The sequence below is a fragment of the Pseudomonas sp. MWU12-2345 genome, assembly GCF_023242385.1.
Classification (GTDB): Bacteria; Pseudomonadota; Gammaproteobacteria; order Pseudomonadales; family Pseudomonadaceae; genus Aquipseudomonas; species Aquipseudomonas gingeri_D.
Window position 1 is genome coordinate 227,331 of sequence record NZ_JALLJA010000005.1, and the last position, 15,240, is coordinate 242,570.

General features: G+C 58.2%; 10 protein-coding genes. 6 read left to right on the forward strand and 4 right to left on the reverse strand.

The genetic code is table 11. From position 1 onward, the window contains the following. Nucleotides 1-115: 115 nt before the first annotated feature. From asd to M5C71_RS13180, 3 genes are read right to left on the reverse strand one after another with little or no spacing between them, the layout of a single operon-like run. Entirely contained in the window at nt 116-979 is an 864-nt protein-coding gene (gene asd, locus M5C71_RS13170; protein ID WP_248767999.1) for an archaetidylserine decarboxylase, read from the reverse strand. Between the two features lie 18 nt (nt 980-997). After that, nucleotides 998-1,813, reverse strand: coding sequence for a rhodanese-like domain-containing protein (locus M5C71_RS13175; RefSeq protein ID WP_248768000.1), 816 nt, complete (start codon nt 1,811-1,813; stop codon nt 998-1,000). 44 nt (nt 1,814-1,857) lie between these two features. Next, nucleotides 1,858-3,396, reverse strand: a complete 1,539-nt coding sequence (locus M5C71_RS13180; protein ID WP_248745298.1) for an HDOD domain-containing protein — start codon at nt 3,394-3,396, stop codon at nt 1,858-1,860. Nucleotides 3,397-3,606: 210 nt separating this feature from the next. Here M5C71_RS13180 and motA point away from each other — a divergent pair, with 210 nt between their 5' ends. Both motA and motB read left to right on the forward strand, forming a co-directional pair. Further along, a complete protein-coding gene (gene motA / locus M5C71_RS13185) occupies nt 3,607-4,458 on the forward strand; it encodes a flagellar motor stator protein MotA (protein ID WP_103496863.1) in 852 nt (283 codons plus the stop codon). A 3-nt stretch (nt 4,459-4,461) separates the two neighbouring features. Next, nucleotides 4,462-5,502, forward strand: coding sequence for a flagellar motor protein MotB (motB, locus tag M5C71_RS13190; RefSeq protein WP_103496862.1), 1,041 nt, complete (start codon nt 4,462-4,464; stop codon nt 5,500-5,502). 48 nt (nt 5,503-5,550) lie between these two features. Here motB and rsgA read toward each other — a convergent pair whose 3' ends face one another. Beyond that, nucleotides 5,551-6,582, reverse strand: coding sequence for a small ribosomal subunit biogenesis GTPase RsgA (rsgA, locus tag M5C71_RS13195; RefSeq protein ID WP_103496861.1), 1,032 nt, complete (start codon nt 6,580-6,582; stop codon nt 5,551-5,553). Nucleotides 6,583-6,692: 110 nt separating this feature from the next. Here rsgA and orn point away from each other — a divergent pair, with 110 nt between their 5' ends. From orn to M5C71_RS13215, 4 genes are all read left to right on the forward strand, one after another. Then, nucleotides 6,693-7,235 carry an oligoribonuclease gene (orn, locus tag M5C71_RS13200; protein ID WP_103496860.1) on the forward strand — a complete coding sequence of 181 codons (543 nt, stop codon included), beginning with the start codon at nt 6,693-6,695 and terminating at the stop codon, nt 7,233-7,235. An 84-nt stretch (nt 7,236-7,319) separates the two neighbouring features. Then, a complete protein-coding gene (locus M5C71_RS13205; RefSeq protein ID WP_177101505.1) occupies nt 7,320-7,934 on the forward strand; it encodes a trimeric intracellular cation channel family protein in 615 nt (204 codons plus the stop codon). Nucleotides 7,935-8,071: 137 nt separating this feature from the next. After that, nucleotides 8,072-12,163 (forward strand): hypothetical protein, encoded by a 4,092-nt coding sequence (locus tag M5C71_RS13210; protein ID WP_248768001.1) that lies wholly within the window; start codon nt 8,072-8,074, stop codon nt 12,161-12,163. 52 nt (nt 12,164-12,215) lie between these two features. After that, on the forward strand, nt 12,216-15,233 hold the full coding sequence (locus M5C71_RS13215; RefSeq protein WP_248768002.1) for a hypothetical protein: 3,018 nt from the start codon (nt 12,216-12,218) through the stop codon (nt 15,231-15,233). Nucleotides 15,234-15,240: the final 7 nt, after the last annotated feature.

The following is a 15,240-nucleotide window of genomic DNA, read 5'->3' on the forward strand; positions in this document are numbered from 1 at the left end:
AGGGCCGCGGGACATTTGCAGCCTTACCGGTCCAATCCGACTGTGACCCGTTGTCCCTGCCCTGGTCTTTCGGGCTTGCGAAGGCAGCTCGCAAGCCGTAAAGATCCAGTGTACATCAGGCCTGGACAGGAGCGCCGAGGCCTTGGCCCATGCGCACGGGCGAGCCCGCGACCAGCCCTTCAGTCCATTGTACCTGCTGTGGCCCGAACAGCACGATGGCGGTGGAGCCCAGTTTGAAACGGCCCAGCTCGGCGCCTTTTTCCAGATGAATGGGCTGGCGCGCGGCTTCGTCGTAGCGCACGGTTTTCAGTTCGCGCTTGGGCGGTGTGACCAAGCCGGCCCAGACGGTTTCGATCGAGGCGACGATCATCGCACCGACCAGGACCACGGCCATCGGTCCGCGCTCGGTATCGAACAGGCAGACCACACGTTCATTACGGGCGAACAGCTCCGGGACGTTTTCCGCCGTGGTCTGGTTGACCGAGAAAATCCGGCCTGGCACGTAGACCATTTCCCGCAGGGTGCCGGCCAGGGGCATATGCACCCGGTGGTAGTCCTTCGGTGACAGATAGATGGTGGCGAAGTCGCCGCCCATGAACGGTGCGGCGGCGGCCGCGTCGCCACCGAGCAGTTCCAGCACGCTGTAGCTGTGGCCCTTGGCCTGGAACACCCGGCCGTGTTCGATCGGACCGAGCTGGCTGACCGCACCGTCCGCCGGGCAGAGAATCGCCCCCGGGGTTTCATCCAATGGACGGGCGCCGTCTTTCAAGGCGCGGGTGAAGAAAGCATTGAAGTGCTCGTAGGCGGTCAGGTCCTCGACCAGCGCCTGGGACATGTCCACCTGATAGCGCTTGGCGAACCAGGCGGTAAAGGCGTTCTTGAACCAGCGCACGCGGCATTCGGCGATGCAGCCGGCCAGGCGCGACAGCAGGTGATGGGGCAGCAGGTACTGGCTGAGGATGAACAAACGCTTTTTCATCAAGAATCCTTGGAAATTTCAAATCTCTACGGGGGTGTCGGGGTGGTTGCCCCATTCGCCCCAGGAGCCGGCATAACCTTTGACGCGCGGATAACCGAGCGACTTGGCAACCAGGTAGGTAAAGCCAGAGCGATGGTGGGTCTGGCAGTGGGTGATCACTTCCTTGTCCGGGGTGATGCCCAGGTCGGTGAGGATCTGCGGCATGTCGCGGCGGATGCGCAACTGGCGCTCCTTGTCCATGCCGGCGGTCCATTCGAAGTTCACCGCGCCGGGGATGTGCCCACCCTTGGCCGCGAGGACTTTCTCGCCGCTGTATTCCAGCGGGCCGCGGGCGTCCCAGATGGCCAGGTCGGCGGCACCGAGGCGGCTTTGCAGGTAGTCGCGGGTGGCGGTGGGTTCGTCGTGCAGGGTCAGGGTGACGGGGCCGCCGACGCTCGCGGGGATGTCGCTGTCGACGGGCAGGCCTTCGCCCAGCCAGGCGTGCAGGCCGCCATCCAGATAGTGGTAACGGCTGTGACCGATCACGTCCAGCAGCCAGATAAAGCGTCCGGCCCAGCCGCCGCCTTCGTCGTCATAGACCACGTAGACCGCGTTCGGGTTATGCCCCAGTTCGCCGAACAGCGCTTCGAGCAGTGCCTGCGGCGGCATCAGGCCGGGGGCCGGTGGCTGGCCCAGTTGGGTGCGCTTGGGATCGACGAAACGGGCCCCGGGAATATGCCCGCTGGCATAACGGGCGCTGCTGGTCAGGTCCACCAGGATCAGCTCGGGGGCGTCGAGGCGGGGCAGCAGGTCGCCGGGCTCGATCACCAACGGCAAGCCAGAGAAGTCAGGCATGTGAGGTCTCCAGGGCGCAAAAAAGGGAAGATTGTAACGCAGCGTCAGGCGCCACGGTTGGTAAAGGCGTGCAGCGCCTTCTCGATGCACTGTGCGGTTTTGCCGAAGGCCTGCACGGTCATTTCCGAGAAGGGCCCGCCGCCCTGGTCGGCCACCACCAGCATGATCACCCGGCCATTGTTGCTCAGGGAGCGCAGCAGCAGGTGTTCGCCGGGAAACTGTGCCCGCAGGTTACCGGGCAGCAGGGCGGAGAACTGGGCGTTGTTGGCCGGGGTCAGGCGAATCTGCGCCGGCTGGCTCAGCAGTCGTTGCAGGACCGGGCTCGAGCTGACCTGCAGCACCAGGCTGGCCGACTCTTTCGCCAACCCGGCGATCTGGTGCACTCGCAGGGTGCTCTGGGTCCGGTCGGCCATCAGGATCATCACCCGGCGCAGGCCGCAGGTGCTCAGGGCGTCGCGGGCGATGCCGGTCAGGTGCATGGCATTGGTGAACCGGCTGGGTTCGGCGAGCAGTTCGGCACAATGTTTGCGCCAGAGGGCCAGGGCTTCGGGCGAAGGATCCACTGCCGGTAGCAGGCCGCTGTGGACACGGCGCATGCTGCCGCGCCAGATCAGGGCTTCGGCCGGGTGCCAGAGATCCGGCATGCTGTGCTGGTTGGCGCTTTGTGCCGCCTGCTGGTGCAGTTGCTGCTGCAACTCATCCATGGGCTGTTGCAGGTACAGGCTGGTCAGGTATTGCCAGCGCAGATGGTGCGGACTGTCCCAGGCCTGTTGCGCCGAGAGGGCCAGGCCGTTGGCCAGCAGCACCGTGTTGGAGGGCTGGTTCAGCCAGCGGCGTAGCTCCGGATCGGCGTCGAGCTGCTGTTGCTGATGCAGGCGGTGCTCGCTGTCACGGGCGATGTGCAGCGCCCTGGCCAGGGTACGCAATTCGGTTTTCAGCAGATGATAGCCCTGGGTCACCCAGTTCGGCAGGCGCCAGATATCGGCCATTGCCTGGCACAGGTCGAGCAGGCGTACGCCGAACAGTTCCTGTTCGACGGCCGCGGCCGATTCATTCTTGTGAATCACCCGCAGCTCCCAGTCTTCGAGCAGGTTGGGATGCGTCAGGGCCAATGGCCAGAGGGGCGAGAGAAACAACAGGCTGCCCCAATGGATGTCCTGCCAGAGCCGCGCCAGGCGCGCGGCGAACAGGCCGTTGGCCTGTTGGCTGGCGTGCTGGCTGATCAGTTGGAGCTGACGCAAGGCGATGGGAATCTCTTCCGGTGCCTTGGCCGGCAGGCGCGCCAGCAGCTCTTCGGTGCGTTTCAGGCCCAGGCGATTGATCGCCACCTCAAGGTTTTCCGCAGGCTCGGTCATGCTGCCATGGGTGTGCTGGTTGGCCTCGCAGATCACACTCAGCGCCAGGGCCGGGCTGTCCTGCATAAGCTCGGCGATATCGCGCAATGAGCTGCGATTGTCGCGGATGGCGCGGCAGACCCGGTCGTGACTGTCCTGGGGGACGGGCAAACGCACGGCTTGCAGCAGCTTGACCCAGCCCTGCAACGTGTTGGGTTTTTGTGTGGAGACAGTCGTTTCGTTAGCCATATTCGAGCGCGATCATCATCACTGTTAACAGGCCCGTAATGGGCTGGGCAGGCGCCGCGCAATCGACCGTGCAAGCTGGCACATGGCCGGTTTTCTGGCTTTTCGCCTGAACTGGCTATAGTCTGGCGCAGATTCGCCGATAAGGAGAAGAAGAGATTTATTAACTTCCGAATATGACCTTGAACCCGACTCAGTAAGTGCTCTCTACCTATGGCTAAAATTATCGGCATCATCGTCGTATTCGCGAGCGTGCTCGGCGGGTACGTGCTTTCCCACGGCAAGATTGCCGCGCTGATCCAACCCTTCGAGGTGATGATCATCGGCGGTGCGGCCTTCGGTGCGTTCCTGCAGGCCAACCCGGGCTACATGACGATGCACGTGGTCAAGAAATCCTTGAGCATGTTCAGTTCGCGTTTTACCCACACCTTCTACCTCGAGGTCCTGGGGCTGATCTACGAGATCCTCAACAAGAGCCGTCGCGAAGGCATGATGGCGATTGAAGGTGATATCGAAGACGCCGCCGCCAGCCCGATCTTCGCCAAGTATCCGGCGGTGCTCAAAGACGAGCGCATGACCGCGTACATCTGCGACTACTTGCGGATCATGTCTTCCGGCAACATGGCGCCCCATGAACTCGAAGGGCTGTTCGACATGGAGCTGTTCTCCATGAAGGAAGAACTCGAGCATCCGGCCCATGCCGTGACCGGCGTCGCCGATGCCATGCCCGGCTTCGGTATCGTCGCGGCGGTACTGGGGATCGTGGTGACCATGGCCTCGCTCGGTGAGGGCGACCAGAAGTCCATCGGCCTGCACGTAGGCGCGGCACTGGTGGGTACCTTCTTCGGTATTCTCGCCGCCTATGGTTTCTTCGGCCCCTTGGCGACTTCCCTGACCCACGACGCCAAGGAAGAGCTGAACATCTACGAAGCGATCAAGGCTTCCCTGGTGGCCTCGGCTTCCGGCATGCCGCCGTCGCTGGCGGTGGAGTTCGGGCGCAAGGTCCTGTATCCGAAGCACCGTCCCAGCTTCGCCGAGCTGGAACAAGCGGTTCGCGGTCGCTGAGTCATGGAAAACAATCAGCCGATCATAATCAAGCGCGTCAAGCGCTTTGCCGGTGGGCATCACGGCGGCGCCTGGAAAATCGCCTTCGCCGACTTCGCGACGGCGATGATGGCGTTCTTCCTGGTGCTGTGGCTGCTGTCCACCGCGACCCCGGAACAGAAGATCGCCATCGCCGGCTATTTCAAGGACCCGATCGGCTTCTCCGAGAGCGGTACGCCCTACATAATAGACCTGGGCGGTTCGCCGGTGCTGGCACCGGACAAGACCCTCAACCCGGAAGTCAAATCCGAGCCACAGCCGGACAAGGTCAAGGTCGACACCGACCAGGTCGAGAGCATGGCCGAGCAGGTGGAGAAAGAGCGCCTGGAATTGCTGATGCAGGAGCTGCATAAAAAGGTTGATGAGAGCCCTGAACTGCAGAAGTTCAAGGACCAGATCAAGTTCGAGATCACTCCGGATGGCTTGCGTATCCAGATCATGGATGCGGAAAACCGGCCGATGTTCGACTCCGGCAGTGCGCGCCTGAAGCCTTACTTCGAAGATATCCTGCTGGCCATGGCCGACACCATCAAGGCGGTGCCGAACAAGATCAGCGTCAGCGGCCACACCGATGCCAAGCAGTACGCCGGTACCGGCGGCTTCAGTAACTGGGAGTTGTCGGCCAACCGCGCCAACGCGGCCCGCCGTGCCCTGGTGGCCGGCAGCTATCCGGACACGCAAGTGGCGCGGGTGGTGGGTTACGCCTCGTCGTCACTGTTCGACAAGGCCGATCCGTTCAATCCGGTCAACCGCCGTATCGATATCGTGGTCCTGACCAAGAAGGCCCAGAAGGCCATCGAAGGTGAGCAGGGCTCGGATGATGCCCCGCCGGCCACGACCCCGACCGAGGGCCAGGGCGCACCGGGTGAAGTGCCCGCCGATCCGAACGCGTTGCCGGCGGACAAGCAACCGCTACCGGCTCATGAGCTGCGGCAACGCTTGAACATCTTCGAGGACGGTGTGCTGAAGATGGATGAGCCGGGCAAGCCCAAGACAGGCTCATAAGTCAGACAACAAGGCCGCGATGATCGCGGCCTTGTTGTTTCGGTCAACTCAATAGCTGTCTTGCGGCAGGCTGGCGATGATCGAGCGGTAGCTGTTCATCCGCTGCTGCTGCACACGGCCGTCTTCCAGGGCCTTGAGCAGGGCGCAGCCGGGTTCGCGATCATGTTTGCAATCGCGGAAGCGGCAGGTGCCGATCAGGTCGTTGAACTCGATAAAACCCGCCTCGACATCGGCGCGGCTGACGTGACCCAGGCCGAACTCGCGAATCCCCGGGGAGTCGATCAGCTCACCGCCGCCCGGGAAGTGGAACAGCCGCGCGGTAGTGGTGGTATGGGTGCCCTGGCCGGACAGCTCGGAGAGCGGGCCGACACGGGTGTCCACCTCGGGCAGCAGGCTGTTGACCAGCGAGGACTTGCCGACCCCGGACTGGCCGACAAACACACTGATGCGCCCGTCCAGTTGTTGCTGGAGCTGTTCCATGCCGTTGCCGTGATGGGCCGACACTTCCAGCAACGGATAACCCAACTGCCGATAGACCGCCAGCAACGCATTCAGCGCCGGGGCATTCTGCTCGTCGATCAGGTCGAACTTGTTCAGCAGCAGCAGCGGTCGGATACCGGCATGCTCGGCCGCCACCAGGTAGCGGTCGATCAGGTTGGCATGGGGCTCGGGCAGCGGCGCGAAGACAATCACGATCATGTCGACGTTGGCCGCCACCGGCTTGAGCTGGCCACGGCTGTCCGGGCGCTTCAGTTCGGTGGTGCGCGGCAGTTGCGCGACGATCACGCCGATGCCCTGGTTGCCGGCACGCCAGACCACCTGGTCGCCGGTGACCAGCGCCGGCAGGTTGGCCCGCAGGTGGCAGCGGAACACCTGGCCCTTGAGCTCGCCTTCCAGCGCCTCGACTTCGACCTGCACGCCGAAGTGCGCGATCACCAGGCCCGTCTGCTCGGCCCCCAGGTCGCCGCCTTCCAGTGCCTCGACGGCCTGGGATTCGCGTTTGGCGGCGCGTGAGGCGCGTTCGCCCTGGATCTTTTCGATGCGCCAGTTCTGGCGGCGGTTGAGCTGGCGTTTGGCCATGGGTGTTCCGTGTCGTTGAATCGGCGGGGAGGGTCAAGCGGTCGCGAGTTTAGCACGCCCGGCAAGCGCGGCCTGCGCTAAACTGTGCGGCTACGCCGAGGAGCCAACCCATGCAAAACCCACAGAACCTGATCTGGATCGACCTGGAGATGACCGGCCTGAACCCGGACACCGACGTCATCATCGAAATGGCGACTATCGTCACCGACAGCGACCTCAACACCCTGGCCGAAGGTCCGGTGATCGCGATCCATCACAGCGATGCGATCCTGGCCGGCATGGACGAGTGGAACACCCGTCAGCATGGCGGTTCGGGCCTGACCCAGCGCGTGCGTGACAGCCGTATCGACATGGCCGAAGCCGAGGCGCAGACCATCGCCTTCCTGGAACAGTGGGTGCCGAAAGGCAAGTCGCCGATCTGCGGTAACAGCATCTGCCAGGATCGACGCTTTCTCGCGCGTCATATGAAGGCCCTGGAAAACTATTTCCACTACCGCAACCTGGACGTGTCCACCTTGAAAGAGTTGGCCGCACGCTGGGCGCCGGAAGTGCGTGACAGCTTCCAGAAGGGCAGCACGCACCTGGCACTGGACGATATTCGCGAGTCGATCGCCGAGCTGCAGCACTACCGCAAGCACTTCATCAAGTTCTGAGTCACACCGATGATTAGCGCGCTGCGCCCTTTTGGGGCGCGGCGCAAATCAGTAGACTGCCGGCCTTCACCTGCCCGGATCGCCATCATGTTGCTGATGCTCTACCTCGTCGCCATTACCGCTGAAGCCATGACCGGCGCCCTGTCGGCCGGACGTCGTGGCATGGACTGGTTCGGCGTGGTGCTGATCGCCTGTGTCACCGCCCTCGGCGGCGGTTCGGTGCGCGACGTGTTGCTGGGGCATTACCCGCTGACCTGGGTCAAGCACCCGGAGTATCTGGTACTGACCTCGGTCGCGGCCTTGGTGACGGTGTTTATCGCGCCGTTGATGCGTCACTTGCGCTCACTGTTCCTGGTGCTCGATGCCCTGGGCCTGGTGGCCTTTACCCTGATCGGCTGCATGACCGCCCTGGAAATGGGGCAAGGCATGATGGTGGCTTCGGTCAGCGGGGTGATCACAGGGGTGTTTGGTGGGGTGCTGCGAGATATTTTCTGCAACGATATTCCCCTGGTCTTCCGCCGTGAGCTCTATGCCAGCGTCTCGTTCGCCGCCGCCTGGTGTTTCCTGGGTTGTACCTATTGGCAGTTGCCCAGCGAACAGGCGATCTTGATCACACTGTCCGGTGGTTTTCTGCTGCGCTTATTGGCCATTCGCTTTCACTGGGAAATGCCGAAGTTTGTTTATAACGATCAGGCCTGATAGTGGACCTATATATCTATTGTTTGATCTCTTATTGTTGATCTGTTTCGCAGGCATCGGATCAATAAATTCCGTTTTTATTTAGAAAAGGACTGCGCGTAGCCTTGTGACTCATCAGGAGTAATAAGGATATTGCGATGCTTGAGTCTTTTCCACCTGGCAGCCTCCCTTCGCGCCCCCTTGCGCAGGGCGGAAAGCTACTGTTCGACCCGGACCTGAATCACTATGAGATTTCGGGTGGCGTCTTGAACAAAGACAGCCTGATCTATCTGGAAACGGTTCGGCGCACGTTGAAGAAGTATGATGTTTCTTTGCCGGGTCTTTATCTGCAGGATAGGGAAATCTATGCGGCCCTGGGCGAAAAGGCCTATCTCCTGGGGCGGATTTATACGCAAGGAGTGAATGAGCGGCGCATTATTTATCCTTGCTTTAGAGAACGTTTTGTATTCGACTTCATGCAGGAAATATCGACCTTTTCTCTCTGGAAAGAAATGAGTGAGGAGTCAAAGGCGGAGTATGCAGATCTCAAGTCGAAATTGATAAAGGCGCCCGCCGCCGAAGAACAGCGGATCAACTTTGTGCTGACCCAGGATTTCACGACCCAGGCCAGTCTGGAGGGCGGGGATTTCAGGGGGAAAAAAGAAGAGCTGGGGTTTCTGAATGGACTGCTTTCTCTTTACCAGGTGGGCGTCGCACAGGCAAGGATGAGGGCATTGCGAGGGGTGGTCCTGACGGATGCCGGGGTGTCGGCTACGAAAAACAGTCGACGCAAACGAGCCGTCGAGCATTCGTTGAATCTCCTGGTGGGTGATGATGTTGCCGATATCAGGCTCTATCAGGTTATCGCTTCGCAAAGTGTTACCGACCGTGCGTCCATGCAGTTGCTTTCCACCTACTACAGGCGATGGAAAGGGCGTATCAAGACACGGAAAAACTTTATTGATTTTTTGTCAGCCATCAATCTTCGCTCAATTCCCCTTGGTTACCTTAGCGGGCTTCACCAATTAACGGCATTGAGAGAGCATAACCTGGCCCAAACGCTTCTTTCTCTACCTAACGTAAACTCTGCTGAATGGCGGCGGGTGTTGCTCAGTGTCCACGAGGAGTTTACGACGCTTAGAGGAAGAATCCTGGCCGGTATACTCAGTCCTGGCGCTCGTCCTTATTTAACCTGGGACGCGGCTTATACCCTGAGCAATAGTCGTCTGCTGATAGGCTATGCTTCTCCCACCACGGGGGGGCTGCCTTTTGATGGGGTTGTCAACATTATAGGGCATGGCATCGATATAGAGAGTCGTGTGCTCGGGGACGCAGAAAAGGTAGCGGGTTGGCTATACAGCAATTTACTCGCGACCTATGCCGAGGCTGGGTTTAAAAAATTAAAGGTTGTCAATTTTCAGTCTTGCCATATTTCTCAAAGTCTGGCCACCCACATCACGCTTCTTCTTCTGGAGAAGGCGCTGCCTCATTTTGAAACGGACAAGATTCCCAATGTGCTTGTCGTCAGCAGTCCCACCGCGCCTCTTGTATTGACCGCCGAGCCACCCCTCGGACATCTGTCGAGTCGCTGGCAAGCGCAATATCTGGTTTTTCCGGGCCACGTTCTCAAGGCGTTCAGGTATCTCATCAATACCTACCCCACTATTCAGTTGGCGGTCAAAGAACATTTTGAATGGCCGGGTCATGATCCCGATTTGAGTAATCCTTCATTCGTTGAGTACTTGAGGAGTACCAATGTTCTCAAGGTGAGTCGGATATCTCCCATCGCCGGTTCTGAGCTGGAAAACGTATCGCTCAGGTATTTGAGGGGGGTTGTAACGGAGTATTTTAATGTTCGGCAGCGCGGTGTTGATGAATATACCCGGCTCATCAGCGAACATTTTCCCGAAAGCGTTGACGCAATTCGCTCATTGGTCACGGTCGCCTCTATAGCGGAGGGATCACAGTTATTGCCCGTCGGTGAAGTCAAGACAATCAGAAAAGTAGTGTTTTTTCTGGCGAGTTTGAAACTGGCCAGGGCGCGGCGTGATTTCGTGGGCGGCTATAATCTGTATACAAGCACGAAATTAAAATTTCTGATCGACCCTTATGATCCTGTCGGTCCGTTAAAAATAAGGAGTTTTACGGATGTGATTTTCAGGCTGTGTGGTAGCCCGGTACCTAGCAGCGAGACGAATTACCAGCTTGCTTACAGGAAGATGTTTTTACTCGATAAACAGGATTACTTCGAGATGACCAACATCAATATCGATGCGGCCGCTCGTGAGTTTTTCAAGAATATACCCTATGTCAATTTCACTCCGGCGGTGTTCCATTCTTTTCAAGAGGCGAGTCCGCAGTCGAATACTATCGTGGTGGACGCGGCCCTGCGGCAGGGCCTTGTGGGCAGCGAACAGTTTGGCGTGTCGACGCGGGATCTGAGAGCGGTGCTCGAGTCGGGCGAGGAAAACAGAATTCTTCCCGCCATCGATCAGCTGGAAAACAGCCTGAAACGAAAGAAGGCGCTGGTGCAGGACTCGGCGTCCTTGAGAAGCCTGCAAGAGACCCAGGAAAACCTCGGCCGCGCGAAAACCGCCATCGAGAAAAAGCAACTGTCCCCCACCGTCCTGAAGAGCACCGCGCGGGTGGCCGCTGGCTCCAGTCGATTGCTCGGGGCCTTCGGCGTCTTCGTGGACTTCCGCACCCAGCCCTTCCACTTGGACTTTTCTTCGGTCAAGTCGAGCCTGTTCACTACCAGCGACTCACTAGCGGTGGTCAAGGGGGTCTTTGATTTCACCACCGACATCGGGCCGGTACTCGCCTTGCGCCTGGCCTCCAGCGCCTCGCGAGCGCTCTGGCAGCCCCGGCTTGATCATCTGTTCTTCAAGATGAACAAGGTGCTGCTGCCCCTGGATGTACTGTTCACGGCGGTCAGTCTGTATCGCAACATCGAAGGCGCGCGGTTGGCGAAGACCGCGGAAGAGCAGGCGCTCTATATCACCATGACGGTGATCGATGGGGCCTCGTTTGGTGTGAGCCTGGCGGGATTTATCCTGATTGGCGTGCCCGGGGTAGGAGTCGCTCTGATCCTTGTGGGCATGGCCCTGGCCGTTGTGAATATCCTCTTGAATGCCATCGTCAGCCTCGCCCAGCTGGAGAATTATCGCTGGGATGAGAAGGTGGGGCTGTTCTTCAGTAATCTGTTCGGCGCCTCGACGCTGCCGGGGATCCTGACCCAGCAGCAGATGCGCCAGGCGGCGGATCGGCTGTTCGAGGGGAATGCTGATCACACGCAAGGCGCCATCAGCAGCGGCTTGTCTGAAGAAGGTATCGATCTTCTTCTGACGCCGATGATCAATGACGTGGACGATCAGGATCAGACCAACCCGATCAAGGACATCGGGATGGTGAGCCAGGACACCAGTGTTCGCCAGCAGCCCAGGGGCTACACGTTGTCGCCGGCGGGGCTTGGTCCGGCTGATTTGGCCGTTTGGTCGGATGCCAAGGGCAAGGGCAAAAGCGAGCAGGTCTACAAGGGCTGGTACCTGCGCCGTCGGGAGGCTCGCCGGGGGCGAGAGCGCAAGCTGATGGTGACGATGCCTTCCACGCCGGGTACGCAGCTGGAGGTACTGGATTTCGGTCCGACACCGACGATCCTGCTGTTCGGTGCCACGCCTCATCTACTGCTGGAGGCCAATCCGTTCGGCTGGGCGGCGGGAGAGTCCCCGCAGGAGCAGGCCCTCAACAAATACCAGGTCAGGCTGCACCCCGAGACCGCCTACACCCTGCAGTTCAAAAAGAGCGTACTGACCTCAAAAGACTTTGACTCGAACTTTGGCAGCCGAACGGAGTTGATCGTGCCCGAGGGGGCGTTCCTGCGTTTGCCTCAAGTGAGCCTGGACCTGTCCGGCCAGGAGGATGCCCGCGAAACGCTGGCGGAGTTGGACCTGTCCCTGCCTTCGCTGGAGGTCGTCAAGTTCAAGGACAAGAGTACTTTCCGGCTCGACCTGGTGAATGCCGCTGACCACGGCGCCTGCGCGCTGGAGCAGGTGGTGCGGACCGTCCAGCTGCCGGCCTATATCCGCTTCAAAAGCGGAGAAATCCACCCCGTGATGGCGGTGGTGGGGGAAGGCTCACGGATCACGCTGAGAAACTCGACGGGACGTTCGCTGCTGCTGCTAAGGCGGGAGGTTCGCCGTTGCGAGATTGAGATACAGGCATCGGTCAGCGGTTTTGCAGTTTCCGTTTAGGTACGAATCTGACGGTTCAATAAAGTTTAAGCACTTTAAGGGAATATAAGTGATGAGTGACAGGAAAGTAATAAAGATTACCGGGCATGCCGCCGCGGCGGACTCGAAGCTGGAAAAGGTCGAGTTGATTCTGACGGATACTTCGCTGAGATATTATGATCTCATCACCCGGCTGGACCCACGGGTGACATCTGTTAACAGGCAATCGTTCAAGGTGGAGGATCGTGATCAAGCCAAGCTGCAGGTGTCGTTGGAGGGCAATTTTTTTGTCAGCGAAGTCAAAGATGATGAGTTGATTCTAAGAAAGAACATAGAGAATAATTTAAAGCTCATTCTGCAAAACCAGACCATTACCTTGAATCCCGATCTCTATTACGGAAATCGTTTATATAATGTTCTGGAAATGGATTTGCCGGAACTTCCCATTCCCGGGAATAACCAGCCGGTGATGTTGGGGAGCGCCGCCAGTCGGCCCTATGACTCGACAGCGCTGGTATTCAATGCAGAGAAGGAGGCGGATCTCGATCGATACCCAGGCGACACCCTGGTCAATTACGAAATCAAGCTGACCCGGCATGACGGGCAGCCGACGATCCCGACAACAGGGTATCTGAGTTTTGAGGAGATAAAGAAAGCCAAAGCAAAAGGTTTCGTTATTCTTCCGAGTGTTCCGATGTCAGCCTTCCATTTGAGCTCCCTGCAGTTTTCCTACCGTATTACGACGCGTGGGGGCGCTCGAGTCAGCTCTTTGGAGGACGAAAAAAAAGATTTCCTGCTGATCATGGCTCGCGCGTCAAGCCATCAGCTTATCGATATGAAGGCCATCAACAAGACCCATAGCCTCGACTTTTTGGAGATGAAATGTCTATTGAATGGCCAGGACCTGTTCAAGTATTTGAATATCGCCGTTCCTCGGTTCAGGGTCTTTTATGATTCGGGAAGTGAAGTGTCCTATAACAGTGTGCACCACCTTGAACTTTCGACGGCGGTCAAGAAAATAGAGCATGGGCTGCTGATTGATATGGCGTCGCTCGCATCGGTTACTTATCTTGATCAGAAATCTTTTTTACGCATGAAGGGATTGGCGTATTTTGAACAGGCGCCACCGGAAAACGTCAATTTTTCCTATGAGATGCTCGACGCACATTATCAGCCGTTGAGCGAGGAACCCTATGTAGGTCGTGGTCACTTTAGAAAAGTCATCGAAGACGCTGACGCGACGCGATTGTTCAATTTGGACAGGCAGGGCGATCCCTACTTTTTTCAGTTGGATATCAAGGACCCTTTAAAAGAAAATACCTCGGTTTGTTATTATCGAATCCTTCTGACGCCTCTCTTTCCCTTGGCGGCAATGGATCAGGTGTTTTTCTCCGAAATTGACTTTTACTTTGATCGCGCGCTGACATTTTCAGCGATTGCCCAAGGGGCGGATCTCCCCCATGAGGACCTGGATATAGATCCCGTGGTCGAGGATTCCAAGCTGGAAGCGTTTCTTGAACAACATGTTTTGGCCTATACGGAGATTCCTTTCTCTTTTGAAAGAATGGCGAAAGATGTGTTCATGCGCGGGGGCTTTCCCGAAGCGGTGGCGAAGAATGTCTCTGTTCATGGCTATTCGAAAAGCGGAAGAAAGCTATTCAGTAGCGCCTGGCTGAAAAAGGCCAGCCTCGAAGAAACACCCGCCTGGTGGCAGGGTGTGGAAATACTGGTGCTCTGTATCTGGATGAAAAAGAGTGCCCTTTCGGCAACCCCTTCACCTTACACATACCGCGCGGAAAGGGAGTTTGAAGGGGGCACTTATGACGCACCGTATTTTCTGACCGTCGAAGGGAAATTCAATCCGTATACCTACATTCCCTGCCTGAAAGGCAACCATGAATATGAACTGGATCCGCTCTTTTCCAACATCCTGTATGTGGGGCAGGGGCGCAGCAAGGTTCAAGGTCGCGGCTCATCGAATACGATTTATCTGATGTGGGACTCCCACACCACCTTTGATTTCGCCGCGGAGGAAGACCTTCGCAAGGGCATGGCGCCTTCTCGTCTGAAGCTGATGGGGGTCGAACTGGAGCACATCACGATGCAGGTCCCGGGGCCGGAGGATGAGCGTTGGGGGAGTATCGTTTTAGAGTGGGCCGTGCTGGTCGATCCTGAAAAGGAGCTGGCCGCGACTCAGGATTCCGTGCTTCTGGCCAGGTTGGGGGGGCGCCAGACGTCGCTCAAGGAAGGCTCGTTGACGCTGGTCAATTTCTTGAAGGAGCCGATCGGCGAGTTTCTGGAAATCGAGATAAGGGGACGCCGGTACAGCCTGGAAGTGTCGCAAAACGACGGAAAGGTCCATTGGCGGCGACACGTTGACCTCAGTCGTGAAACGCTGGGTGAGAAAACCGTTCTGCGTCAGTGGAGTGGCAAGACAGAGTACGTGTTGCGCAACAGCATTCTGGGGCAGGCCAATACGCCCCTTTATCCCAGCGAAGACGGTCAGGATATTTTGATCGCGCGGGGTGACGTGGCCTATCTGCATGGCGGTCGGCATGAAACCCTGCTGGTCGGAAATTTACCCGAGAACTTTTTCTACCTCAACCAGGGTGGAACCGACAATGTGATTGCCAACGGTTATAGAAATACCATTGAAATTTCCGACGTATTGGGCGGGGACAAGGTGCTCTTCCTGTCTACAAAGAAAGAGGCGGTCAACTTTATTTCAGCCCCCGCTGTCAGTTTCAGAGCGGCGCAAATAAAAGAGGATGACCTGTTCTTTTTTTTGGAAACGGACGAGCACCTGCTGACGATTTGCTTGAAAGGCATTCTGGCGTGGCAACGCTCCGCGCAAAAACGACTCAGCCTGCTGCTTGAGGAGGGGATGTTCAGCGCCGATCAGTTGATTGAATTCTTGAAACAGTCGGAGTGGAGTCATCGAGAGGAGGCTTATCGGTTCCAGTCGGCTCTACCGGAGCCGGCTCTTCAACAAGGCTTTACTCAATTGGCCGATAGGGTGGCTGAGGATAAGCACTCCAAGGCGTATCTGAAGGATCAGATCAACCGGTATGACGTGGTCGAAAAGGAATAAGGAGAAG